20 protein-coding genes and 2 pseudogenes are annotated in these 24,941 nt (G+C 71.0%); 15 read left to right on the forward strand and 7 right to left on the reverse strand.

Features of this window, described 5'->3' with window-relative positions; all coding sequences use genetic code 11:
• Positions 1–269: 269 nt before the first annotated feature.
• The 9 genes and pseudogenes from ABD901_RS34435 to ABD901_RS34475 all read left to right on the forward strand — a co-directional run.
• Positions 270–482, forward strand: a pseudogene (locus tag ABD901_RS34435) (recombinase family protein); the annotation flags it as partial.
• Positions 456–821, forward strand: coding sequence for a recombinase zinc ribbon domain-containing protein (locus tag ABD901_RS34440; protein WP_345133589.1), 366 nt, complete (start codon positions 456–458; stop codon positions 819–821). The pseudogene ABD901_RS34435 and the gene ABD901_RS34440, both read left to right, overlap by 27 nt.
• A 716-nt stretch (positions 822–1,537) precedes the next feature.
• Positions 1,538–2,272: an alpha/beta fold hydrolase gene (locus tag ABD901_RS34445; protein WP_345133359.1), complete on the forward strand. Its 735-nt coding sequence runs from the start codon at positions 1,538–1,540 to the stop codon at positions 2,270–2,272.
• A gap of 11 nt (positions 2,273–2,283) precedes the next feature.
• Positions 2,284–2,814: pseudogene (locus ABD901_RS34450) on the forward strand (esterase/lipase family protein); the annotation flags it as partial.
• 146 nt (positions 2,815–2,960) lie between these two features.
• Positions 2,961–3,128 carry an alpha/beta fold hydrolase family protein gene (locus tag ABD901_RS34455; protein ID WP_345133598.1) on the forward strand — a complete coding sequence of 56 codons (168 nt, stop codon included), beginning with the start codon at positions 2,961–2,963 and terminating at the stop codon, positions 3,126–3,128.
• A 17-nt stretch (positions 3,129–3,145) separates the two neighbouring features.
• Entirely contained in the window at positions 3,146–3,619 is a 474-nt protein-coding gene (locus ABD901_RS34460; RefSeq protein ID WP_345133361.1) for a cupin domain-containing protein, read from the forward strand.
• A 10-nt stretch (positions 3,620–3,629) separates the two neighbouring features.
• A complete protein-coding gene (locus ABD901_RS34465; protein WP_345133363.1) occupies positions 3,630–4,427 on the forward strand; it encodes an alpha/beta hydrolase in 798 nt (265 codons plus the stop codon).
• A complete protein-coding gene (locus ABD901_RS34470) occupies positions 4,424–5,407 on the forward strand; it encodes an alpha/beta fold hydrolase (protein WP_345133365.1) in 984 nt (327 codons plus the stop codon). The genes ABD901_RS34465 and ABD901_RS34470 overlap by 4 nt, the downstream gene beginning before the upstream one ends.
• 68 nt (positions 5,408–5,475) lie before the next feature.
• Positions 5,476–6,264: an oxidoreductase gene (locus ABD901_RS34475; RefSeq protein WP_345133367.1), complete on the forward strand. Its 789-nt coding sequence runs from the start codon at positions 5,476–5,478 to the stop codon at positions 6,262–6,264.
• 12 nt (positions 6,265–6,276) lie between these two features.
• Here ABD901_RS34475 and ABD901_RS34480 read toward each other — a convergent pair whose 3' ends face one another.
• Positions 6,277–6,549 carry a tetratricopeptide repeat protein gene (locus tag ABD901_RS34480; RefSeq protein WP_345133591.1) on the reverse strand — a complete coding sequence of 91 codons (273 nt, stop codon included), beginning with the start codon at positions 6,547–6,549 and terminating at the stop codon, positions 6,277–6,279.
• Here ABD901_RS34480 and ABD901_RS34485 point away from each other — a divergent pair.
• From ABD901_RS34485 to ABD901_RS34510, 6 genes are all read left to right on the forward strand, one after another.
• Entirely contained in the window at positions 6,505–6,630 is a 126-nt protein-coding gene (locus tag ABD901_RS34485; RefSeq protein ID WP_345133600.1) for a hypothetical protein, read from the forward strand. The genes ABD901_RS34480 and ABD901_RS34485 overlap by 45 nt on opposite strands.
• A 97-nt stretch (positions 6,631–6,727) precedes the next feature.
• Positions 6,728–7,807 (forward strand): recombinase family protein, encoded by a 1,080-nt coding sequence (locus ABD901_RS34490; RefSeq protein ID WP_345133369.1) that lies wholly within the window; start codon positions 6,728–6,730, stop codon positions 7,805–7,807.
• Entirely contained in the window at positions 7,788–10,496 is a 2,709-nt protein-coding gene (locus ABD901_RS34495; protein ID WP_345133371.1) for a helix-turn-helix transcriptional regulator, read from the forward strand. Before ABD901_RS34490 ends, ABD901_RS34495 begins: the two co-directional genes overlap by 20 nt.
• Before the next feature lie 35 nt (positions 10,497–10,531).
• Positions 10,532–12,541 (forward strand): AfsR/SARP family transcriptional regulator, encoded by a 2,010-nt coding sequence (locus tag ABD901_RS34500; RefSeq protein WP_345133373.1) that lies wholly within the window; start codon positions 10,532–10,534, stop codon positions 12,539–12,541.
• Between the two features lie 213 nt (positions 12,542–12,754).
• A complete protein-coding gene (locus tag ABD901_RS34505; RefSeq protein WP_345133375.1) occupies positions 12,755–13,255 on the forward strand; it encodes a hypothetical protein in 501 nt (166 codons plus the stop codon).
• Positions 13,165–14,154, forward strand: coding sequence for a hypothetical protein (locus ABD901_RS34510; protein ID WP_345133377.1), 990 nt, complete (start codon positions 13,165–13,167; stop codon positions 14,152–14,154). The genes ABD901_RS34505 and ABD901_RS34510 overlap by 91 nt, the downstream gene beginning before the upstream one ends.
• Before the next feature lie 483 nt (positions 14,155–14,637).
• On the opposite strand, the gene ABD901_RS34515 is transcribed toward ABD901_RS34510, so the two are convergent.
• The 6 genes from ABD901_RS34515 to ABD901_RS34540 form a co-directional block, all read right to left on the reverse strand.
• The gene (locus ABD901_RS34515; protein ID WP_345133378.1) at positions 14,638–15,852 is read right to left on the reverse strand and encodes a TIGR02679 domain-containing protein; all 1,215 of its coding nucleotides are present in this window, start codon (positions 15,850–15,852) and stop codon (positions 14,638–14,640) included.
• Positions 15,771–19,988 (reverse strand): TIGR02680 family protein, encoded by a 4,218-nt coding sequence (locus ABD901_RS34520; RefSeq protein ID WP_345133379.1) that lies wholly within the window; start codon positions 19,986–19,988, stop codon positions 15,771–15,773. The genes ABD901_RS34515 and ABD901_RS34520 overlap by 82 nt, the downstream gene beginning before the upstream one ends.
• Complete coding sequence (locus tag ABD901_RS34525; protein ID WP_345133381.1) at positions 19,985–21,193, reverse strand: DUF2398 family protein; 1,209 nt, start codon at positions 21,191–21,193, stop codon at positions 19,985–19,987. Before ABD901_RS34525 ends, ABD901_RS34520 begins: the two co-directional genes overlap by 4 nt.
• The gene (locus tag ABD901_RS34530) at positions 21,190–22,743 is read right to left on the reverse strand and encodes a DUF2397 domain-containing protein (RefSeq protein WP_345133383.1); all 1,554 of its coding nucleotides are present in this window, start codon (positions 22,741–22,743) and stop codon (positions 21,190–21,192) included. The genes ABD901_RS34525 and ABD901_RS34530 overlap by 4 nt, the downstream gene beginning before the upstream one ends.
• A 234-nt stretch (positions 22,744–22,977) precedes the next feature.
• Positions 22,978–24,018 carry a tyrosine-type recombinase/integrase gene (locus ABD901_RS34535; RefSeq protein WP_345133385.1) on the reverse strand — a complete coding sequence of 347 codons (1,041 nt, stop codon included), beginning with the start codon at positions 24,016–24,018 and terminating at the stop codon, positions 22,978–22,980.
• Entirely contained in the window at positions 24,008–24,478 is a 471-nt protein-coding gene (locus ABD901_RS34540; protein WP_345133387.1) for a hypothetical protein, read from the reverse strand. The genes ABD901_RS34535 and ABD901_RS34540 overlap by 11 nt, the downstream gene beginning before the upstream one ends.
• Positions 24,479–24,941: the final 463 nt, after the last annotated feature.

The raw sequence follows: 24,941 nt of genomic DNA on the forward strand, positions 1-24,941 counted from the left end.
CCCGCGACGAGGGGCGGTTTCTGGGCGGCCGTCCGCCGTTCGGCTATCGCCTGGTGGATGCGGGTCCGCGCATCCGAATCCGATGCATGCGATGTGGGGTCGCCGGTTGCAGCGGTTGGACCCGGATCCGGCGACCTCACCCATCGTTCGATGGATCTTTGCGGAGCGGCTGGCGGGCCGGAGCGTGGCCGGGATCGCTGCGGCGTTGAACGAGTTGGCCGCGCCCTGTCCATCGGAGGCGGACAGCGCCAGGAAATCGGCATCGAGCGACGGCCGGCTGGACCACCACGACGGTGCGGTCGATCCTCGGCAACGCGAGGTACGCCGGCCGGCAGGTGTGGAACCGGCAGCCGGCCCGGTGCACGCCGCCGCATCTGCCTGGCTTGTTCCGGACGCAGTGCTGGGTGCGGCCGGATCAGTGGGTGGTGTCGGTGCAGGTGGCGCACCCGGGGCTGGTGTCCGAGGCCGACTTCGTCGCCGTACAGCAGCTCGCCGCGGGATCGTCAGCCGGTCGGGGTGTCGCGCACGGCTATCAGCTGGCGGGCCGGCTGCGGTGCGGGCTCTGCGGGCGGGCGTTCGAGTCATGCTGGTCGCACGGGCGGCCTGCCTATCGTTGCCGGCACGGGCAGACCAGCGCGCGGCCGAGACGCGGCCGGGCGAGCAACCTCTACGTCCGCGAAGATCGAATCATTGCGATCCTGCGGAGCCTGATCGCTGACTGCCACGACGGTCGTTCCGGACTACGGCTCGCCGAGCATCTGCATCGACACGGTCTCGTGTTGCTCTGCACCGAGACGATGTGCACGCTCGAACCAGCGTGACCCATTTGCGCAAGATGTCTGCGCGTGGGGGTTTGTGTCGAAGGGGGGACTCGGGCCCAGAAACCCAGCACACACAACGAAAATGTGTGTGCATGCCGGTAGCGTAGCGAGTCCAACGTAGCCCTTCAACGAGGCGGTGCGGCGGCTGGCGGGCACGGCGGTCGACCTCGCGGTCGTGCGCGAGCCGTGGGAAGACCCGACGGACGAGGACGCGGTGCTGACCGTCGGCGTCACCGCCGTGCTGGGGTGGGTGCGTGGTGAGCCAGCCGTGGGCGTACGGCGCCTCGATGCCCAGCGTCGCGCGGCGGCTGTCCGTCGGCGGGGTGCGCGCCGCGAGGTAGGCCAACCGCAAGAGCGGCGACCTGGGCCGGATCTACCGCGACGGCGTGGTCGAGGGCTGGGACCTGCACTCGGGCGGCGGCTGCTGCGGAGGCCGACGAGCCGGCCGAGGCGATCCTGCACACCTACCTGTACCGCGGAAAGGCCATCGCCTCCTGTTGCGCCGGCGCCGGTCTGCGGCTCGCCGATACGCGGCCGTCCACCGGGGTGCCGGACGTCTGGGTCCGCGTGCCGCCGCGCGGCTATTGGGCGCTGAACGGCTGACCAGCGGGTTTCCCTACTTCGCTGTGCTCGCGGCGTCGTCACACTTTTGTCACTGATCTTGCATCGGCGTCGGCCTACGGTCGGGCGACGTCGATGTGGAGGTGGGAGAAGAGATGACTGAGTCTGAGCGTACCGAGGACGGCCTGACGGTTGTCCTGGTGCACGGCGCGTTCGCGGATGCGTCGAGTTGGTCGGCCGTTGTCGCGCAGTTGCAGGCGGCGGGCCTGGACGTGTGGGCGGTGGCGAACCCGCTGCGGGGGCCGGCCGCGGACGCCCGCTATGTGGCGGACCTGGCCGCCGAGCTGCCGGGCCGGGTGCTGCTGGTCGGGCACAGCTATGGCGGCGTGGTGATCTCCGGGGCCGCCGGTGAGCTCGCCAATGCGGCCGGCTTGGTGTTCGTCACGGCGTTCGCCCCGGAGCAGGGCGAAAGCCTCACCGGGATCGTCGAGCAGTTCCCGGCCACGCTCATGGGGCCGGCGCTGCGGCAGACCGTCGTGCGGGCCGAGCACGGTGACAAGGTGGTCGAGCTGAGCATCGACCGGTCGCAGTTCCCGGCGGTGTTCGCCGCCGACGTGCCCGCGCCGGCCGCCGAGGTGATGGCGGTCAGCCAGCGGCCGATCGCGTTGGCCGGTTTCACCGAGGCGGCCGGGGAGCCGGCGTGGCGGGTGCTGCCGTCCTGGTACCTGGTGGCCGCCGATGACCAGGCCATCCACGTGGATGCGCAGCGGTTCATGGCGCAGCGTGCCGGATCGCACATCGCCGAGACGGCCGGTTCTCACGCCGTGATGGTGTCGCAGCCCACCGCTGTCGCGGACGTGATTCTCACGGCCGCGCGCACGCTGCGTTGAAAGGAATGAGCATGAACACCGCCCGTACTTCCCGCCGGACCGTCCTGACCGGCCTGGCCACCGTGTCGGCCGCCGCGGGTCTCGGCATCGTCACGTCGCTGGCGCCCGCGCAGGCCGCATCCGGTGCCTCGGCCCGGCCCGCCCGCGGCACCTGCCCGACCGTCGTGCTGGTCCACGGCGCGTTCGCCGACGCGTCCGGCTGGAACGGTGTGGTACAGCGCCTGCAGGACGACGGCTATCCGGTGGTCGCGGTGGCCAACCCGTTGCGCGCGTTGGCCGGCGACGCCGCCTACCTGGCGGCCGTGCTCGCCTCGATCACCGGCCCGGTCATCCTGGTCGGACACTCGTACGGCGGCGCGGTGATCACCAACGCCGCGACCGGGAACGGGAACGTCAAGGCGCTGGTGTACATCGCCGCGTTCGTGCCCGACGAGGGCGAGTCCGCGTTCGCACTCAGTGCCGGCGGTACCCTGCCCGACGTCACGACCGCCGTGCAGGTCCCGATTCCGGGCGGCGGCACCGACGTGGAACTCTCGATCCGGCCGCAGGAGTTCCGCAAGGCGTTCATCAGCGAGGTCGGCCCGGCCACGGCGCTGGCGATGGCGGCCGTGCAGCGCCCGGTCACGCTGACCGCGCTCGGCTCCCGTCCGGCCCGCCCGGGTGGCGGTCCATCCCGTCTTGGTACGCGGTGTTCGGTGCGGACCAGGCGATCCCGCCGGCCTCGCAGCGGACGATGGCCGGCCGGGCCGGCTCGCACACGGTCGAGATCGCCGGCGCCTCGCACGCGTACTTCGTCACGCACCCGAATGTCGTCGTCGACCTCGTCCGGGCCGCGTCCCGCGCGACGACCGGCTGAATCAAGGAGCGATCATCATGACCGATTCGCTGTTCCCGCCTCCCGGAGTGGGGGAACCGTTCTGGTTCCTCGGCGGCCAGGCCCGCATCCTGGTGCCTGGCGCCGCCACCAACCGGGCGGTGAGCGTACTCGAGTTCGACGACCCGAAGGGTCAGGCTCCACCGTTGCACGTGCACGACGGGGAGGACGAGGTGTGGGTCGTGCTCGACGGTGAGATCAGCTTCTTCGTCGGCGACGCCCGCTACGACCTGCAGGGCGGCCAGGTCGCGTACGGCCCGCGCGGCGTGCCGCACAGCTATCTGGTCCGCTCGCCGCGGTCCCGGATGGCGGTCGTGTATGCCCCGGCCGGCATCGACGAGTGGTTCCGCTCGAACGGCACGCCCGTCGCGCACGTGGACGACGCGCCGGCGTCGTTCGACATCGGCGCGATCATCGCGTCCGCCGAAGCGTTCAGCCTGCGGGTCGTCGGCCCGCCACCCCAACAGACCTGAGGAGTCCAGCATGAGTACCCCCACACCAGTCATCTTCATCCACGGGCTGTGGCTGCACGCCGCCTCCTGGGCGCCGTGGATCGACCTGTTCCGCAGCGCGGGCTACGCCCCGGCCGCGCCGGGCTGGCCCGGCGACGCGGACACGGTCGAGGCGACCCGCACCAACCCGGACGCCGTCGCCGACTACGGCATCGACGACGTCGTCGAGCACTACGCGAAGATCATCGACGGGCTCGACACCAGGCCGATCCTGATCGGGCACTCCTTCGGCGGCATGATCGCCCAGAAGCTGCTCGGCCGGGACCAGGCGGCCGCCGCGATCGCGATCGACGCGGCGCAGATCAAGGGCGTGCTGCCGGTGCCGTTGTCGGCGTTGCGCGCCACGCTGCCGGTGTTCAAGAACCCCGGCAACCGGCACCGGGCCGTCTCGCTGACCGCGGAGCAGTTCCGGTTCGCGTTCGGCAACGCCGTCTCCGAGGCCGAGTCCGACGAGCTGTACGAGCGATGGACGATCCCGGCACCGGGCAAGCCGCTCTTCGAAGCGGCTGCGGCCAACTTCGACCCGCACTCACCGGCCAAGGTGGACACGGCCAACGAGTCCCGCGGCCCGCTGCTGCTGATCATGGGCGGCAAGGACCACACCGTGCCCGAAGCCGTCACCCGCGCCACCCTCAAGCAGTACCGGCACTCCAGCGCGGTCACCGACATCCTCGAGTTCCCGGACCGGGCGCACTCGCTGACCATCGACAGCGGCTGGCGCGACGTCGCCGACGCCAGCCTGGCCTGGCTGAAGGAGCACGGGGTATGAGGGCCCGCCCGGTGAAGCCCCGCCACCTTTGGCTGCTGGCCGCGACCGCGGTGCTCTCGCTCCTCGCGCCGACCGCGGCGGCGGCCCACGGCGACGGCACCGCCGCCGCCGGCCGGGAACACCGGGTGCCGTACGGGTTCACGGAGCAGCGGGCCCTGGTCGGCAACGTCGGGATCAACTACGTGCGCGGCGGCCACGGCCCGACCCTGGTCCTGGTGCACGGATTCCCGCAGACCTGGTACGAGTGGCGCGGGATCCTGCCCGAGCTGGCCAGGCACTACACGGTGATCGCGCCCGACCTGCGCGGTGCCGGTCGCAGCGACGCGCCGGCCGGGGGCTACGACAAGAAGACCATGGCGGCCGACATTCACGGGCTGCTGGTCCAGCTCGGCCTGAACCGCGACATCCGGCTGGTGGGCCACGACATCGGCACCATGGTCGCCTACGCCTACGCCGCCGCCCACCCGGGCGAGGTGAGGAAGCTGGTCCTCAGCGAGGCGCCCATCGCGGACGAAGGCCTGTACAGCTTCCCGTCCCTGACCGCGCAGGGCCCGGGCGCCTGGCACTTCGGCTTCTTCGCCCTGACCAACGGCCTGCCTGAGCAGCTCGTCGCCGGCCGGGAAGAGGTGTGGGTCGACCGGTTCACCGACTCCCTCGAGGTCCAGAAGGACGGCATCGGACCGGTGGAGGTGCGGGAATTCGCCCAGTACCTGCGCGACGACGCCCATCTGCGGGCGAGCTTCGCCTGGTTCCGGGCCTTCCCCACCGACATCGCCGACAACGCCCGGTACGCCGAGACCAAGCTCACCATGCCGGTCCTGGCCATCGGCGCCAGCAACAGCCTCGGCGAGGCCGAGGAGACCCAGGTCCGCGGTTACGCGGACAACGTCACTGGCGTCGTGATCGCGCACTCCGGCCATTGGATCTACGAGGAGCACCCGGCCGAGCTCACCCATCGCCTGCTCGCCTTCCTGGCCTGAGCACGACCGGCCGACTCCGGCGTACCGATTCCACGCCGGGGTCGGCCGACCCACGAGAGGATGTCGTCATGGAACTGCACCTGACTGGCAAGGCCGCGGTTGTGACCGGCGCCGGCAAGGGCATCGGGCTGGCCGTCACGCGGGCCCTGGCCGGCGAGGGCGTCCGCGTCGCGGCGGGCGCCCGTCACATCACCGCCGAGCTGGCCGAGCTCGCCGCGGATGGCGGTGTGCATCCGGTGGAGGCGGACCTGTCCACGCCCGACGGGCCGGCCGAGCTGATCCGGGCCGCGGCGTCCGCGTTCGGCGGCCTGGACATCCTGGTCAACAACGTCGGGGCGGTCCAGCCGCGCACCGGCGGGTTCTTGTCCGTCACTGACGACGACTGGACCTCGGCCCTGACGATCAACTTCCTGGCCGCGGTCCGCGCCACCCGCGCGGCCCTGCCGCTGCTGCTCGACCGGGGCGCCGGCACGATCGTGACCGTCGCCTCGGTGAACTCGTGGCTGCCCGACCCGCTGGTCATCGACTACAGCGCCGCCAAGGCGGCGCTGCTGAGCTTCTCCAAGGCGCTGTCCAAGGAGGTCGGCCCGCACGGCATCCGGGTGAATACCGTCAGCCCGGGCCCGGTCAGCACACCGCTGTGGCTCGGCGACGGCGGCGTCGCGGCGACCGTGGCCCGCGCCACCGGCCTCGACCCGGACGCGGTGGCGAAACAGGCCGCCGGCGACTCGGTGACCGGCCGGTTCACCCGGCCGGACGAGGTCGCCGACCTGGTCCTGCTGCTGGCCAGCGATCGAGCCGGAAACGTGACCGGCACCGACGTCGTCATCGACGGCGGCCTGATCACCAGCCTGTGAAGAGCACCACCGTTACGACGGTGGCTCCGTCGCGGCGAGTTTGGCTCGGACGCCGTCGACGTCGGGGTGGCCGAGTTCGACGAGGATTGCCTCCGCAGCCCTCCAGTGTTCGCTGGCGGCGGCGCCGTCGGCGTTGGCCTGGTACGCGTCGCCGAGGTGGGTCAGCGTCTCCGCCTCGCCGTGCCGGTCACGGACCTCCCGGTCCAGCTGCACCGCTCGCGTGAAGAAGCCGATGGCAGTGTGGTGATTCTCGAGGCGATGGTGGGCGTAGCCGATGTTGTCCAGCGTGGCCGCTTCACCGTGGCGGTCACCCGACCGCTCGAAGATGGCAGCGCCGCCGTGCAGTTCTCGAGTGCTCCGGCGTAGTCGCCGAGGTACGTATACCCGATTCCGGCCTCGTTGAGAGCCTTCGCATATCCGTGTCGTTGCCGTCGGCCCGGTAGAGGTCACCGGCAACTTCGCAATGGCGCACCATGTCCGGCGCCGGCCCGACGCCAAGCTATTGCTCGAAGCGTTGCGTGATCCGGGCCGGGGATTCGACGATGTTGTGATCGGTGAGCCGCACCGTGCTTTCTATGGCAACCAGTTTGGGTTGACGCTGCCGTTGTTCGAGCACTTCCGTGTGCGGCTGTGGGTTCCAGAGGTCGGCGGCCCGATCGATCCGCAGAACGAGGCGCATGAACTGGTCATGTCCGTCTTCGGTGGCATGAGCAAGGGCGAGCGCAACCGGATCAGGCTCCGGGTCCGCGCGGCCATGACCGCGCAGACTCGGGTGGAGGGCCGCTACCTCGGGGGGCGGCCACCGTACGGCTACGCACTGCGCGATCTCGGCCCGCACCCGAATCCGGCCAAGGCCGCCGACGGCAAACGGCTGCACGGCCTGGAACCGGATCCGGCCACAGCGCCGACCGTGCAGCGGATCTTCGCGATGTTCATCACCGGATATGGGCTGTACGTCATCGCGGAACAGTTCGCCCGGGACGGCATCCCGTGCCCGTCTGCGTACGACCGGGTCCGCAACCGCCACCGCAGCGGCATCGCCTGGTCCAAGAGCGCGGTACGCACCATTCTGAAGAATCCGCGGTACACGGGATTCCAGGTCTGGAACAAGCAGCGTACGGACGAGATACTCCTCGACGTTGACGATGTCGCGATGGGGCACACCAGCGTGATGCGCTGGAACGACCGGGACCGCTGGGTGCAGTCAGACGTGCCGGGTCACCCTGCGATCATCGATCGGGACATATTCGACCAGGCCCAGGCGATCCTCGCGCGACGCGGCGACCGCCTGGGCGGACCGCGGCAGCAGTACCGCAGCCGCCATCCCTACCTATTCAAGGGCGCGGTGTACTGCGCGGTCTGTGAGCGCAAGATGCAAGGCCAGCATTCCCACGGCGTCGGCATAGGGCCTCCTGGTAGACCGGCGGTCGCGGTGAGACTATGGCGGAGCCTGATCGCCGATCAAGCCGACGACCTCAACGAGGGCGTACGCGACCCGGGCACCGGTGAGAGGACAGTGCGTCGTGATTGGTCGTGCACCTGAACTGGGCCGTCTGCGGCGGCTACTGACCGATGACGGCGGGCACGGCGGTGCGCTGATCGTCCACGGTGGTGCGGGTGTGGGTAAGTCGTCCCTGCTGGCCGCGGCCGCCGCCGAAGCCCGCGAAGCGGGAATGCTGGTGCTGACGGTGACGGGTGTGCAAGCCGAGTTCGGTTTGCCATACGCGGCATTGCGTCTGCTGCTGTCCGGTCTGGCCGACGACAACGACGTGGCGGCGTTGCTCGCCGGGCCGGACGACGGCGCGTACCGGATCGCTTGGCGGGTCCTGGATTTGCTGGTGGCCACCGCGGAGCATCAGCGGCTGGTCCTCGTCGTCGAGGACGCGCAGTGGCTGGACCGGCCCAGCTGGGATGTGCTGACCTTCGTCGGGCGGCGGCTGGCCCAGGACGCGGTCGTACTGCTCGCTGCGATACGCGACGAAGCCGATCCCGGCGACCGTTTGCGCGCGGTCGGCATCGACCTGCTCGCGGTCGGTCCGCTGTCCGATGAGGACGCAGACGCGCTGGTGACCGCGCACGCACCCGGTCTCGGCCACGACTTGCGGGCGAGGGTCGTCACCGAAGCCGCCGGCAATCCGCTCGGACTGGTCGAGCTGTCCGCCGTGGCGTCCCGGTACGGCGCGGACGCGCTGCTGCCGGCGTGGCTGCCGCTGACGACCCGGTTGGAGTCGGTGTTCGGTGACACGGTGGCCGCGTTGCCGGCCGGTACGAGAACGCTGCTGTCGGTAGCGGCCCTCGACGACGGGGACAGCCTTCCGGAGATCCTCCAAGCCGCTGCCGCAGTCGCCGACGGCCCCCTCTCGCCGGACGACCTCGATCCCGCCGTGGCGGCTCGCGTACTCGTCGTCGATGCTGCCGACCGGGTGCGTTTCGCGCATCCGCTGCATCGCTCTGCGATCCGCCAGGCGTGCGGTCTGGTGCTGCGCGGGCGTATCCATGCGGCGCTTGCCGAGTGCGTGACCGACGGTGACCGGCGGATCTGGCACCGGGCGGCGGCCGCTCTCGGCCCGGACGATGCGATCGCCCACGAGCTGGAGCAGTCGGCGCACCGCTACAACCACCGCAGTGCGTCGTATGAGGCGGCGCGGGCGTGGGAACGCGCAGCGCGGCTGTCGGCCGATCCCGTGGTACGCAACGGACGACTGGTCGCGGCGGCGTTTGAGTACGCGGAGTCCGGTGACATGGCGGCGACGTCCCGGCTGGTCGCGGTGATCGACGAGAGCCGCCTCGCGCCGGCGGCTCGCAATCAGCTGGCGTGGCTGCGCGAGACGCGGATGAGCATGGGCTGGTCGGGTGCGGCCCGGCTCGTCGCGTCGGCGGACATCGCGTTGCGGATGGCCGCGGACGGGCAGCTGGAGCCGGCCATGCACTGGTTGTCGTCGCTGGGAGTGCGCGCCTGGTGGTCCAATCCGGACGAGACGGTCCGCGGCGCCGTGGTGGCGGCAGCCGAGCAACTGACCATGACGCCCGATGAACCCTTGATGCTGTCGACGATCGCGCTGTGTGAACCCGTCAGCCGGGCTGCTGCTTGCGCGGAGCACATGCGCGGGCTCGCCGGGCGCACCGACTTCGATTCCGAGCAGTTGCTGCATCTGGGAACGGGAGCGCTGGGCATCGGCGCGATCGATCTCGCCCGCGGTTTCCTCGACGACGCGATCACCCGGCTGACCGGCGCAGGCCGGATCGCGGTGCTGGTGCAGGCCCTGAATATGCAGGCCTCGGCGGCGGTCCAGTGGGGGGACGTGCGGCTGGGTGCCGCCGCCGCGGCGCAATGCCGCGACCTGGCCCGCGAGTCGGGTGCGGCGCTGTGGGGCCTGACGTCGGGGCTGATCCACGCGCAGGCGCTCGCGTTGATGGGCGACGGGGCCGCTGTCGCCGGACAGGTCGACGCCGCCGAGGAGATGTTCCTGGCCATCGGTGCGCATCCGATGCTGGCATTGGTGCAGCAGGCTCGTGGCCTGCGCGCGCTGGCCGACGGCCGGGCGGAGGAGGCGTACGACCATCTCGTGCGGATCTTCGATCCGGCGGATCCGGCGTTTCATCTGTATTCGCCCTTCGGTCTGCTCGGTTACCTGGCCGACGCGGGCATGCGCAGCGATCGGATGGATGCGGTGCGGGCGTTGTACGACGAAATGGTGAAGGTCGCGGCGGTCAGTCGTTCGATGGCCTTGACTGTGGACCTCGCATACGTACGGGCGCTGCTGGCGGGCGAAGATCCGGCGGCGGGCGGACTGTTCGAGGCGGCGCTGGCCGGTGACGCGGCCCGCTGGCCGTGGGCACGAGCGCGAGTCCTTCTGGCGTACGGGATCTGGCTGCGCCGGGTACGCCAACCGGCCGCCGCCCGGCCGATGCTGCGTCAGGCCGCCGGGACGTTCGAGGCGTTGGGCATCGAACCGTGGGCGCAGGCGGCCCGCCGGGAGTTGCGGGCCTCCGGTGAGACGCTGCGGCGCCCGACTGAAGTACGCGAACGGCTGACCCCACAGGAGATGCAGATCGCACAGCTGGCGGCGGACGGGCTGAGTAACCGCGACATCGCCGCCCGGCTGTTCGTCTCGCCGCGTACGATTAGCACCCATCTGTACAACGTGTACCCGAAGCTGGGGGTGCGTTCGCGGGCGGAGCTGGCGGCGGCCTTGGCGGGCGGTGCGCAGAATCTACGTCACTTGACGTAGGCGCTGCCGGTGGCCGGCTGCCTAGCGTCAGTCCCGTGACCGCGAACAGCAACGGGAGCCGGCTGGCCATGGCGCCCGCGTCGCCGTCCATCCGGCCCGATGCCAGCGCCCCGCAGCTGCGGTTCTCGGTGCTGGGGCCGGTACGCGTATGGCGCGGCGACGACGAGATCGACCTGGGTTCGCCGCAGCAGCGGGCACTTCTGGCCTTGCTGCTGGTACGCGCCGGTGAACCGGTCGGCCTCGACGTGATCGTGGATGTGCTGTGGGGTGTGGACCCGCCGAACACCGCCGTGAACGTGGTGCACCGCCATGTCGGGGTGCTACGCCGGCTGTTGGAGCCGCAGCTGGCGGTGCGGGCGCCGGGCCGGTGGCTGCTGCGATCCGCGGGCGGGTACCGGTTGGTCTGCGTCGCGGGCGATGTCGACGTGCTGCGCTTTCGTGCGTTGATCCAGCGCGCGCGGCACACGACGGCCACCGACGCGGGGCGCGCCGCCACGATGTTCGCCGAGGCGCTGGAGCTGTGGCACGGGGTGTGCGCCGCCGGGCTGGACGCCGAGGTACGCGCGCACCCGGTCTTCGCGGCGTGCGAGCGCGAATTCCTGACCGCGGTGCGGGAGGCCGCCGACGCGGGCTTGCCCGCCGGACTGGCGCACCGTCTCCTGCCAGTGTTGCAGGAGGCGGCGGTGCGGGCCCCGCTGGACGAGCCGGTACAGGCGCGGCTCGTGCTGGCCCTGGCCCAGGCCGGTCAGCAGGCCGAGGCCCTTGCCGTCGCCCAACGGGTACGCGCGCGGCTCGCCGATGACCTCGGCATCGATCCGGGAGCCGAGCTGACGGCCGCGTACACGGCCGTTCTGCGCGGGCCGGCCGCACGAACGACGGCCCAGACGCCACCGGTGCCACGGCCACGCCCGGCGCAGCTGCCGGCCGATCCGGCCACCTTCGTCGGGCGCCGGGCCGTACTGGCGCACGCCTTGTCGCTGCACGGCGACGCGAACGTGGCCGCCACGGTGGTGATCGGCGCGATCGGCGGGATGGCCGGGGTCGGCAAGACGACCCTCGCAGTGCACTGGGCCCACCAGGTCGTCGACCAGTACGCCGACGGGCAGCTGTACGTGAACCTCCGTGGGTTCAGCGCCGACGCGGACGTGATGAGTCCGGAGCGGGCGCTGCGCGGCTTTCTTGACGCGCTGGGCGTCGCGCCACGGGACATCCCGTCCGAAGTGGACGCCCAGTCGGCGCTGTACCGCAGCCTCCTGCACGGACGCCGGATGCTGGTCCTGCTCGACAACGCACGGGACGTGCACCAGGTCCGGCCGTTGCTGCCGGGAGCCGGCGGGTGCCTGGCGATCATCACCAGCCGCAACGCGATGCCGGGCCTGGTCGCCGCCGAAGGCGCCCGGTCGCTGACGCTCGACGTGTGGCCCGCCGAGCAGGCCCGTGACTTCCTCGCCCGGCGCATCGGCGCGGACCGCGTGACAGCCGAGCCGCACGCCGTCGACCAGATCGTCGCCGTGTGCGCCGGGCTGCCGCTGGCGCTGGCGATCGTGGCGGCGCGGGCCGTCACGAACCCGGCGTTCCCCCTCGCCGTCACGGCGAGCGAACTGTGCGACGTCCACGGTGGCTTGGAGGCGCTGGGCGGCGCGGATCCGGTCACCAACCTGCGGGCAGCGTTCTCCTGGTCCTATCGGACGCTCAGCCCCGACGCCGCACGGCTGTTCCGGCTCCTGGGTACGCTCACCGAACCTGACGTCGGCGTACGCGCCGCCGCGAGCATACTCGGCGTGGCCGTCCATCGGACGCGCCCGCTACTGACCGAGCTGACCACCGCGCACCTTCTCCAGCAGCCCGCGCCGGGCCGGTATGGGCTGCACGAGTTGCTGGCCGCGTACGCCGCGGAGCTGGCCGCGACGCTCGACGGCCCGGTCGAGATCGAGCGGGCCCGGCACCGGTTCGTCGATTACCACATGCAGGCGGCGCCGCGGGCGGATCGGCTGTTGCAGCCGCGGCGTGTGCCGCCCCGGTTCGGCCCGCTGCCCCGCCGTTGACGAGCAGGTCGTCGAGGAACCGCTGGCCGACCACGACGCCGCGCTTGCCTGGATGAGCGCCGAACTGGCGGTGCTGCGGGCGCTGATCGCTCGGACCGTGCGCGAAGGGCGGCATGTCGAAGCCCAGTATCTCGCGTGGGGCATGCAGACGTTCCTGCATCGGCAGGGCCACTGGCACGACTGGGTGACGGTCCGCCGCCATATCCTGGCCGCGTGCTCGCCGAGCAGCTCTCGCGGCAGGATGTTCCGCCGATCCTGCAGAAGATCGACTTCCACACGCTCACCGCCCTGCTCACCGCGGAGCGACTTCGACCGCAGATCCTGCCGGTACTGCGTAAGGCGCTCGGCAAGACCGACTACGAACGGGACATTGACGAGATCGCCGACGAGGTCCGGTCTAAATTCTCCCTCACCGAGGAGACGCTCGTGGCCGAGTGTGATGCACAGTTGGCCGGACGGCCGTTCGGCGACCTGGGATCGCGGCGAACGCTCACCTTCTCCGCGCTCGGAACGACCTGGTTCGTGACTTGTCTCAACAACCAATACGGTGTCCTGGCAGCCGAGCGTTTCGTGGCAGGTGCTCAGATTCTGATCGTGGAACTCGCGCCGGCGATCCTCTGTTCTTGGCTCAGGACATCCACGTCGACGTGCTCGTGGGCACGCCGTTGGGCGACACCGGAAACGTCAAGTTCAAACCCAACAACGAGGCGGTGACGTGCACCGTCATCCTGAGCCCGTACGACCCATCGGCCGATCCAGAGAAGCTGAACCTCGAACTCGCCTCCACATTGGTCTACCTGCTTGCGAATCTCAGCGCTCGGCCTCAGGACCAGTTCATGGCGAGCGTGGAGCAGGCGTTTGCCGGTGGCGCGACCCACAAGCTCCACGTCGCTCGCCCTTACGACGAACTCGCTGGCCTTCTGGACGCCAACCACTACGTCGCCCTTGCCACGGTCGCCGTGGAGCCACTTCAGGGTCCAGCGTACCGGCCGAGTCCGGCGCAACCGCTCGCTCCGCCGGCCACTCCAGGTCCGACGTACGATCGCGCTGCCGGGCTTGCGCACATCCGCGACAACTACGAGCTTTTCCCGAGGCTGCTGAACCAGACCCTCCCCCGGGCACTCGCTGACCCCGACACGCTCGCGGGATTTCGGCAACTCCGCGGCGAAGGCTGGCTGGACTGGCAGATTCTGCTCGCAACCTTCAACGTGGTACAAACCATCCGCGTCCGTTCAGCCGGGCTGCTGGACGGACCCAGCCAGAACCTTGCCCAAGCCGACCAACTCGCATTCCAACCCGAGACGCCGCAGTCCAGCGTCATCCCGCTCACCGCCCTCAGGCCCAAGGAACTGCAGGCGGCGATGAGAGGTGCGATTCACGCTGTCGGCCGACGACGCTGGCGCATCTTCCCGCCGACCGACACGCCGAACATCGAAGCCTTCAAGGACCTGTTGATCGCCCGGTATGCCTTCGCCGTCGACGACGTACCCCACGTTGACCTGCTCTCCGGCGGCCTTGCAGGCAACGAATCACTCGTCGAGCTCGTCGACACGCGAGATGTTGCCGGTGACGCGGGGGATGCCGAGCCTCGCCTGCAGTCGGACGAGTCGTGACGCGTCTCGGCCCCCTGTCCGTCGTATGTAACGACGGACAGGGCACTCGGCTCACCGGTCTGTGCTGCCGTCGCAGCCGATGAGCAACCGCTCGTAGAGGTGCTCAATCTCCAGAACAGGCAAGGGTCGGCCATTTTCGCCCCGATCTCCCACATCGCCTTGACATCGATGTGCGCTCGCGTCGGCTGATCCGGGCGGACAACCAGACGCTCGAGGAAGTCGGCAATTCATGACTGCATGAGCCCGATTGCCAGGAGCTTGGACCGCACGTCCGTCCTGCGGAGCTGGGAGTCCTGACGAAGTCAACGGTCTCAACGTTGTCCGCGATCGCGCCCTCTACCCTCTGCTGGAACGTACAGATCTTGGGTATTTGCTGCGTCCCGGGCGGCTTTGTCCAAGCGCACCAACGCGTCGAGGCCACGGTCGCACATCACCGCCGGCGTCGATTGCTGGAAGCGTCGCGTGACTCGCGGCCTTCGGTGCTCAGTCGGACGCCGTGAGGTCTGCCAACAGCAGAGGCAGGTCTTGCTCTTCGTAGCGGCGCTGGCCGTCAGTCGCGTCGCGCCGTTCGTACCGCCAGAGCTGCGCGGCCGGCGCGATCATGTGCACCTCGTTGACAATCTGCTGGCCGGCCGGGTCGTCGTCCGCACGGATCCACAGCCGCACGCCGGCCGCGGCGAGCACCGCGATGAGCCGGCGCGCCGCGCAGGTCGGTCTGCCGTTTGTGCAGATCAACGGCCGGCTGCTCACGCCTAGGCGGTCGGCGGCCGCGGCCAGCACCGCTGGGTTCTCGCAGACGTACACATCCGTCGCCGGGCTGGTGAACGTGCCACGAAGTGAGCGCCAGGTCAGCCAGACCGGTTCCGCGCCGGCCGCGCCGGTAAGGTGGGTAGCCGCAGCGTCGCCGCGCAGGTCGAGGTTGAGTACGAGCACGCGCGACGACAGCTCGTCGCAGACCACTCCGAGGTGTTCCCAGGCCGCCCGCCATGCCTCCGCCTCTCGCCGTGCCGAGTCGGGTAGCTCGCCGCGGTGGGCGAGCCGCAGGACGGTGGCGCCGAGTCGAGTGTCGCGATCGAGTGCGTGCGGATCGTCGAGTGCGTCGGCTGCTAGAACCGCCAACAGCGTTGTGTCGCCGGGGGCCGGCAGAGTCCGCAGCACCGCGGCGGCCTGACTGGCTAGCCGGTGCAGGCGGCCTGAGCCGGCTGCGGGCAGGGCCGCCGCCGACATCCAACCGTTGATCACGTCGTCGGGCAAGCCGGCGGCCCGCAGCTCCTCGGCGGCGGCCCGGCGTTCCATTTGGGCGGCGGAGCGGCGGGCGGCGCGCTCCGCCGGACGGTCGACCAATGGGCCATGCAGGGCGGTCAGGAGGCTCGGTAGGTCGGTTCCGAGTTCCTCAATCCGTTCAGCGAGCTGACGGAGGGGCACGGCACGCTGCGACAGCTCCCATGCGGACCCGAGCAGCCGGCCGACGTCGCGGCGTTCGGCTGGTGTCAGCGACACCGGCAGCGGGCTGCCTGCGATGCTGCCGCCCGCTTCGAGCCGGCGGCGCGTCCGGTCGAGGACCTTCGTCGGGCCGGGCAGCCGCGCCCAATCGAGCAGACCGTCCGGTACCGCCGTCATGTCTGCAGCTCCGAGAACAGGTCGGGCAGGTCCGCTGGGTCGGGTGTCACCAGATGCGTGAGCTCGCCGCCGGCCCACACGGCCAGCTCTAGGCTGACGCCGGGGAACGGGCGCGGTGCCCGGCGTACCTCGTAGATGGCGGCCATGGGGACGGTGGGCGTGTTCGCGATCGTCGCCGGGCCGGCCACCACCCAATCGAGATCGCAGTCGGCGAGCAGGCGCAGCATGGTGGCGCGGTTGGCCGGGTCGACGCCGTCGAACGCTTCGTCGAGCCACATCATGCGCGGGCCGATGCCGGACTGGTCGTACATTGCGTGCAGCGCCGCGACGAACGGCTGCAGCAGTGTGACGACCTTCGCGCCGCCGGACAGCAGCGAGTGGTCGTCGCGGTTGAGCGGTCGCCAACCGATGGCGCCGTTCGCGGTGGCCTGGGCGGTGCGGTACTCCAGTCGCAGCTCGAACCAGCGGCGGTAGTCGAGGATTCGCTCCAGCTGCGCCCGCCAGTCGGCGTCGCCGCTGGCGCGGGCGGCCTCTTGCGCGTCGCCGATGCGGCGGGACAGGAACTGCCGGATCTGATCCTGCGTGCCGGCCGGAAGCAGCCCAAAGTCGCGCTCCAGCGCGGCGAGCACGTCGTTGGCCGCCCGCTCGCCCTCGACCGGTGCGCGTACGAGTCGCAGGATCAGGCCCGACGTGGTGGTTGGGGTCTGGGCCAGCTTGGCGTTGATGTCGGTGCGCAGCCGCTCGGCCTCCACGAGCCGGTCGCGCAGGTGTTCGATGAACGTGCTGCCGAGCAACTCGTTAATGGTCCGGCTGAGCTCCTCGTCGTAGTCGTTGCTGAGCCGCTCCAACAGCCGGGCCAGCACGTCGACCGCGGTTGGCGGCGGCAGCGCCGCGCCTGTGCCGTCCACCACGACGTCGACGGCCCCGGGGTCGTCCTCGTCCGCCGGCTTCGTCCGTACCGTCCGTCCTGACAACGATTCCAGCCGTGACCGCAGCTCTTGCGCCGTGTCGACCATCGATGCCCAGCGGGCCTGGACCCGTTTCGCGACGACTTGCGGTTCGTCGGACCAGTCGCGGGGGTGGATGGCGGCGCGGGCGGCTCGTGCCGATTCGCGCGCTGCGGTGACGTTCCGGGCGGATGGGTCGGGCAGGTGGCGGAGCGCGGGTAGGCCGGCGTCCACACAGGCGAACCAGGAGTCGACGGCCCGTTGCCGTTCGGCCTCGGCCGCACTGCGCTGCTCCTCGACGGACTCGAGCGTGCTCTGTGCCTTGAACTGCCGGCTCAGCACCTGGTCTCGCTCGGCCCGAAGCAGCTTGACCTGCCCCTCGAGTTGACCGAGGTTCTTGCGCAGGTCTGCCACCCGAGCCAGGATCTCTTGGGCGTCCTGCGCCAGTGCGGAGGCCGCGGCGGCGGCCTGCACCTGCAGTCGTTCCGCTTCGGCCCGGTCGGTCTCCGCGTCTTCCTGGGCGGTCGTCGCGAGACGCTCGGCCTCGTCGTACGCGCCGGCGAACTGAACCGCGATCTCACGTAGCCGAGGCAGCCGACCGACGGCGTCGGCGAGCTTGCTCACGACGCTGGCGAAGTCGTACAGCGCTAACCGTGTCGCCTCCACCTCGCCGGGCCGGCGGGGCAGGCGGTGTTCGTCGGCATGCGTGACGACGTCGGCAACCACGCCGTCGAGGCGGTCCTGGGCGTCGCGGGCGGCGGTTTCGCCATCCGCCGCCTTGCGAGCGAGCCGTTCCGCCTCCCGCTCGGCGTGGCGCAGGGTGAGCACGGCGGCGACAACCGGGGCGTCGTCGGGTGCGAGGCGGGCCGCCTCGGCGAGGCGTTCCAGCAGTTGGTCCACGTCCGCAAGCTCGTTCGTGATGGCCTCTGCCGTGGCCCGCAAGTCCGCGAGCTCTGCGCGGAGTCCGACGATGCGCCGGCGCCGGTCCGCCGCTCGGGCCGCCGCGCCGAGCAGGCGCGGCCCGCCGTCGACGCCGATGGCGCGGCCGGTCAGCGTGCCGTGCCACCACTGCCCGTCGGGGCTGAGTGCCGGAGCGGCGGAGGGCGTGGGGGAGTAGGCGGTGTTCCGTAGCAGCCGGTCGACGGTGTCGGTGAGGACGCCCGCGTCGTCGGCCGGACGCAGCACCGCCCGAAGCGTATGAGAAATCCCCGGTGCTGCGCGGTCACCGGCGATCCAAACGGTGTCGGCCCCGTCGCGCTCCAGTTGGTACGCACCGTCTGGGGTGACCCACGCCTGCAGGAGACCACTCGCCTCCAACGCCGCCTCGAGTGTCGCCACGTCGGTGCCATCGGCGTCGTCGATCACCTCGACCAGCCGCCACAGTGGCGCGCCGCCGTCGGTAACACCATCGGGCCGGTCACGGCGGCGCCACAATGCCGGTTCGGCGGGCCGCGGGTCCCGCTCCTGCTCGACTGCGGCCAGCCGCGCAGTGAGGTCCTGCTGGGCTCTGGTGTTCTGCTGGAGCTGGCTGGCCAGCTCGGCGGAGCGCTGCTGCAGCGTCCGGCGGATGCTGTCCAGGTGGTCTCGCGCGATGGCTGCGGCCACGACTGGGCGCGGCCGGTCCGCGTCGGCCAGGCCGGAGACGAGGCCCACCCACGCCTCGACGGCCTCCGGCGTCGGGCGCGCCACATCCGGGAGTCGCGCCGCCCAGGCGCCAAGCGCCGCGGCGACGGCCTCAATCGTCCGGGTGACCTCCTCGCCGGCGGTGTCGGCGAGCGCGGCGGCCGCGGTCGCTTCCGTGCGTGCCTGCGTCGCGACGCGAACCGCCTCGTCGAGGGCCCGCTGCGCGTCCGCCTGGATGTCGAGCAGCTGCAGTATCCGGGTCACCGCGGCCTGGCGTCGCCGGGCGGCCTGGTCCAGCCGCGCGGTGTCCCGGCCGGGCAGGAAGCGGGCGGCCACGTCCGTCAGACCGGCTGGCTCCGCTTCGGCCGCGACACGGTTGGCGGCAGCGTCGACCGACGCTTCGCCCTCGCGCAGGTCCGTGGCCGCGGTCTCCGCGGCGACCCGCGCCGGCCCGACTTTCGCAATGGTGTCACGCGCCCGTTGCTCGCTGCGTTGCGCGAGTCTGACCGCTTCGCGGGCCCGCTCTGCGAGCTGGTCCGCGTTGGCGATCGCCGTCACCGCATCCTGGTATGCCTGTTCCTGCTGCAGTGCTTCAAGTTCTGCCCGCGTATGGGCAGTTGCGACGTCGTCGGCCGTGATCTGCGCGGCCAGTTCCGTCACCTGCCGCTCGAGCGCGGACGCGGCTTCGCGGGCCAGGCGCTCCTCCCGCGTGACATTGTCGAACGCGGTCACCGCGGCAGTCACCGGGTCGGCGGCGGCTCGGATCACCGCGTCGGCCCAAGGCCGCCACGACTTGCGCGTGAACTCCTCCACCGCCGCGAGTGCCTGCTCGGCGGTGTCGCGATCGCTGCGCAGCCGTTCCAGCTGGTCCCAGCCCTCGGCGAGCTGGCGGATCTCGTCCTCGGCGAGCGGCGGGAGCGCGTTGCGGAAGGCGGTGGTCAGGAACGCGAGGTCGAGCCGGTCACCGATTTTCGGCGTGCGCACCACTCGCAGGATCCGCACCACCTGGTCGAGCAAGTCGCTCGCCGTGCCGAACATGGTGCGGGCGATCGCCTCCCGGTAGGCGGCGCCGGTGCGGTGCAGCACGAATCCCTCGATGTCGCGCAGTTGCTGCGGTTCGGCGACCAGGCCGGCGGACAGCAGGGTGAGGCCGGCACGCACCCGGTGCCGGCCGTGCAGGGTGCACCAGTGTGTCTTCAGGCTGGCGTCGGTGCGCCGGGCCTCCGCGAACAGCAGGGTCGTGAAGTACTCGGGGTCGCCGTCGGTCTGCCGGCCGTACTCCTGCCAGGCCCAGCCGCGGTGCTTCTGTCGGGTCGCGTCGCGGCGGTCGAGCGGATGGTCCGACGGCTCGACGTAGTACCGGAACCGCTTGCCCGACTCGCCGAGCGTGTCGATATTGCGGCTTCCGGTGTCGCCGGCGAGCAGCAGCAGGGTGGTCAGGGTCATCAGGGTCGACTTGCCGGACTCGTTCGCGCCTTGCAGCTGCATGCGGCCGTCGGCGTACCAGACCTCCGCGGCGTCGTATTCCCACAGGTTCACGACGCCGGCGCGCAGCGGCTGCCATCGGTCGCGGCGGTACGGTTGGGGCAGCCCACCGCTGGTGGCCGCGTCGCGCCATTCGACGAGCTGCGCGTCCGTCGTCACGCCGGCCCCTCCCCGTCGCCCGGTTCGGTGAGCGCCGGCTGCCAGGTCGCCACGGGATCGCGGAACCTGCCGGCGGTCGGCAGGACCAGCCACGACCCATCAGACTCCGGCCGGATCAGGCCCAGGCCGCCCAGCTGGTCTTCCACCACTGATCGCAGGCGGTCCGGCGAGCCGGCCAGTGCCTCGGTCAACGCAGCGTGGTGCTGCTGGTACAGGTCGATGACAAGCCGATCGATCTTGCTCGCCGGCAGATGGATCCTGCCGTCATCATCCGGCGCCTGGCCACGATAGATCGCCGCCTCCAACGCCTTCAGCGCAAACCACGACGGTGCGGTCGCCACTGGAAACGCCGGCACGGCAGCCGCGCTCGATGGCCGGTCCTCCGGTAGCCGTAGCAGCAGACCCTCCGCGCGGATCTCGACGGTACCGCCGGTCATCTCGACCGCCTGTGCGGCAAGCCACGACCGCTGGCTGCGCGCGTATTCGGCGTCCGGCCGTACAAGGTCGGCGTAGAGCAGCGCCGTGTCTTCGACCAGGGTTCGCAGCATCCGCTGTGTGCGGGTGGCGGTCCGGGTGGTTTCCGCGTCCTCGGCTGACCCGGTTGCCGGCCGCAGCGCCAGTTCCACCGTGTACGGGTCGCTCAGCTGCAGCAGGGCGTCACGGTCCACCTCATAGCCGCCGCCGACACCGGTCCCGTCCGTCTCCCACTGCCGCAGCAGCGCCTCGTCGCTGGTTCGTCGGACCAGCACCCCGAGCTGGGCCAGCCGGTCCAGCGCCCGCAGGAACGCCTGCCGCTCCGCGCGCCGGTCGGGGTCGTACGGCGTGATGCGGCTCGCCGGGCTCACCGACAGCGCTCGCGCCTCATCGGACAGCTCCTGGATCGTGACGGTTTCATCGGTGCTTTCGCAGGCCGCCGCTGCGATGAGCTGCAGTACGAGATCACGGCGCGGCGGCGGGTCGAGCGGCGGCGGCGCCGCGGTACGCTGCGAGCCAGCCGGGTCGCGGTGCAAGCGGATGACTCCCGCGTTGACGACCAACCGGTACCCCAGACGGGCAGCCCACTCAGCGAGGCGTGCGCGGTGTGGCAGGAGTAACCGCATCTCGGCGGGGTTGGCCCGGGCTGTGAGCAGCGGATGGGTCAGCAGCGTCACGAACGCCGTCTGGGCGTCCTGCCGACGGTCCGCATCCGGCACGGTGCTGCTCACGCGGCGGTCACGTCCAGGCGCCAGTTCTCGCAGGCGATCCGCCCATCTGGCAGGATAAGCACGGCGGAGCGCTGGTCGGGCGGCGCGGGGAACGCCACCACGCGCAGCCGTGCGTCGCGGCTGTATGCCAGCCGCACACCTTCGCTGTCGGGAGGTTGTCGCAGCACCGCCGCTAGCAGTTCCCATACGAGCGCCGCCTCGGCGCGTGACGTCAGTGCCGTCCACTGGGACAGGTGCAGCCCCGACCGCGCCGCGACGGCCTGCTCGGCGACCTTGGACGCCGCCCGGTCCGCCGCGGCGCCTTCGCGCGCGGCCCGCCGCGCCGCGCGCCGGTCCGGAACCTGTGCGACCCGGCCCCGCACCGACTTCGCGCCCCGCTTGCGCAGCGTCAGCTCGACGGGAACCGGTGGCGCCACCCAGAACGAGGTCCGGGGCGGCGAGTCGGCCGGCTCTGGCGGGCGACCAGGCAGGTGCCGCGCCGCCCACACCCCCGTCGCCGCGCACCAGACCCGCCATGCCTCGGCGTTACTCGGGGCCGATTCCACCGCCGCGGCCACCCGCAGCAGCTCCGCCCGCCGGGTGACGCTGCCGCCCGACGACAGCAAAGCCCGCGAGCCGCGCAGCAACGGCGCGACCGCGTCGCGAACTTGACGGCGCAGCCGCTGAGACTGGGCGTCGCGCCCCGCGAACCAGCCACGCAGCAGCTCAGCCAGGTCACGATGTCCGGCGACGATAGCCTCGACCACGTCCTCAGACGCGTCGACGTCGACCCCGGCAAGGGCGAGCGCCCGCCAGTCGTGGTCGGTGACGTAAGCGAATCGCTCGATGGCGCCGCGGATCCGCGGACTGTACGTGTCCACGCCCGCACCCCACACGGTGATGTACGCGAGGATCGTCTCCCGCAGATGGCGCATCTTGTCGGTGTCCGGCGCGCCGGCGAGCGCGGAGGCCATCCGCGACTGCCAGACCGCCGCCGCCTCCGCCATGTCGGCGAGCGTCGTACGTACCTGCGCCCACGCCTGCGCCGCGAGAAGATGGTCGGCGTCGGCCAGCGCCAGGAGCATTTCGTCGAGCCGGTCGGCGATGACAGCCGGAGCGAATGCCGCCGCACTGGTCGCCACCGCGTCCTCGTCGATCTTCCGCCGCAGCCATCGGTGGAGGTCGGCCGCAGCGGCGGTGAGCTGGTACCGGTCGCGGGTACGGACGAAGTCGGCCTCTGTCTTGGCCTTGTCCTGCCAGCGGATTACCACGCCCCAGGCGTGCAGGGTACGCATCCGCGCCTCGAGGTCGAACTCGTCCGGCAGGGTCAAGCGTTCGGCCGTCGCCAGGTCGGCCACCGCGGCGACGCGCCCGCGGACCCGGTCGAGAAGCTCGTCGCGGCCCACCCCGGTAAGCGAGTGCTCCTGCGCGTCGAGAAGGGCATCCACGATCACCCGGTACTGCGTGGCGTGCTGGTCGGCGGTGAGGTACGCAGCAACGTCAAGCCGGCCGGGGAGGCCCGTCAGCTCCCACGCGTCGATGCTGGCGGGAGCCCTTCGATCGGTCACCATCGTGCCGCTCAGCGTAGCGGGTCATCGCACTGTCGGCATACCCGCGCGGTGGCCGGTCTCGATGCGGGAAACGCGCCCATTCGGGGCCGTCTGGAGCGACGGTCTGGGTCTTTCGTCCCGACGAATTAGCCGATCGGCGTACTCATTCCGTGTATTAAATGACGTCGACCTGGATGCGCGGAGCCGCGATCGGCGCGTTGCTCTCCACGGCGCATGAGTGGTTCGGCAGGGTGCTTAAGTCGATGTAGATGTACCTGTCGACCCGTGATCGGCCATGGCGAGGGGGTGGGGTTGGCCGGTCATGGCGGCGAGTGCTTTTGCGACGTCTTGCAGGTTTGCGCGGATGTAGGTGGTGGTGGCTGGTCCGGTGGTGTCGGTGTGGCCGGCGTAGGCGCGGGCGATGCCGTAGCCGAAGTGGCGTTCGACCCAGGTCAAGGTCGTATGGCGTAGCCAGTGGACGGTGACGCCGTGAGCGGCGACCCAGGCCAGGTGGTGGCCGATGCGGTGCCAGAGGTGGTCGTACCGGCGGCCGGTGAGCGGTCTGCCGTTGCGGTAGCGCAGCAACGTGTCGGTCGGCAGGACTGCACCCCGGATTCGGGCGTGTTCGGCGAGGCGGGTGGCGAGGTCGAGGCTGATCGGTTGCCATCGGGTGGTGCCGCCCTTCTCGCGCAACAGGACCAGGCCGCGGTCGGTGTCGAGGTCCATGCGGCGAAGGTTAAGGGCGCCGCCGCGGCGGCAGGCGGTCTCGGTGTGCAGGCGCAGGAGCAGGGCGTCGAGGATTGGGTCGTTGCCGGTGGTACGGGCGACCTGGTTGATGTCGGCGAGCTCCGTATAGGTGAGGGCGCGGCGGGTGCTGGGGAGTCGGCGGGGTTTGCCGATTTGGTGGGCTGGGCTGTCGGTGGCGTTGATGAGGTTGTCGGCGATGGCGCGGTTGTAGAAGGCGCGGGCGGCGGCGAGGAAGAGTTCGCCGGCGTAGCGGCCGTCGCGGTGGTTGCGCCGGGCCGTGGCGTGTTCGGCGGCCTGGACCTGCATCGCCTGGACCTCGGTGGCGGTGATCGTGTCGATGGGCCGGTCGCGCCAGGTCATCGCCATGCGGGTCCAATAGGTGCGGTAGGCGCGTCGGGATCCGGGGCCCGCGGCGGCCACCACCTTGGGTAGGTATGCCTCGACGGTAGGTTGTGGCGGCCGGGCGTCTTGCTGCAGGTCGTCGAGGGTGACGCCCAGTTCGGCGAGGGCTGTCCAGGCCGCGTCGAGCCGGGTGCGGTCAGCTGGCATCGGCCCCGCCGAGGCGGTCGGTGAGCAGCCGCGCCACGATGCGCGCTGGGTGGATGACGAGGAGGTCATGGGCGGGATCGGCGAGGAGGACGACGGTGTCACCGGTGGCCAGCCGGCCCAGGTGCCGGACGGCCACGGGGATGGCGAGCAGGCCGCTGGCGCTGATGGCGGTGCCGGTCCGGCTCGAGGTGGCGGTGATGGTGTGCTCGAAAGCGTCGAATCGTAACCGGTGTCCGGGCGTCCAGTGCAGCAGGCGGAGCAGCGGGCGGGTCGAGATCCGGCCGGACGGGTCGAGTCGGCTGACGTCGAGCTGTGGTTCGGCGGGATCGGCCAGGGTTCGCGGCGCGGGCAGGCGTGGCAGGGGTGGCCGGGAAGGCCGGCTGCGGGGGAGTGGTGCCGGGATGAGCGCGGCGATCATCTGTTCGGTCGGGGCCGGGATGTCGCGCGGCACGTCGCTCATCGTCGCTGCCGGACGGCGACCGGGACACACCAATACCCGACCGGGTGAACACCCGCTCGGGTCAGCTCGTGTGTCGAGATGTAACGGATCTTGGTGAACCTTTACCAAGATCAGTGTCGAAGGGGGGATTGAACCCCCACGCCCAGCACACACGCCGAAAACGTGTGTGCATGCGGATAGCGTAGCCAGTCCGGTACGCCGCATCAACGGCCGTACGCTTGGTCGGGTGGATCGCCGACGTGCTCCGGACCAATCAAGGTGCCGCTGACGCGGCGCACCGCGGCGCCAGGGGGTAGCTTCGCGTCCTGCCGCTTCGGCTGGTGCCTCCGCGGTAGGCAAGCCCCTGGCGCCCGCATCAGAGTCAGCGACGCCAGGCGGACGGCGCCTGAATGAGGTTAGGCGTCAGGAAGTCGCCACAGCATGACCGTTACCGGCGAAGGGCATACGGGAACGGGCCTCTATA

Source organism: Dactylosporangium darangshiense (genome assembly GCF_039537565.1).
In the GTDB taxonomy this organism is placed as follows: Bacteria; Actinomycetota; Actinomycetes; order Mycobacteriales; family Micromonosporaceae; genus Dactylosporangium; species Dactylosporangium darangshiense.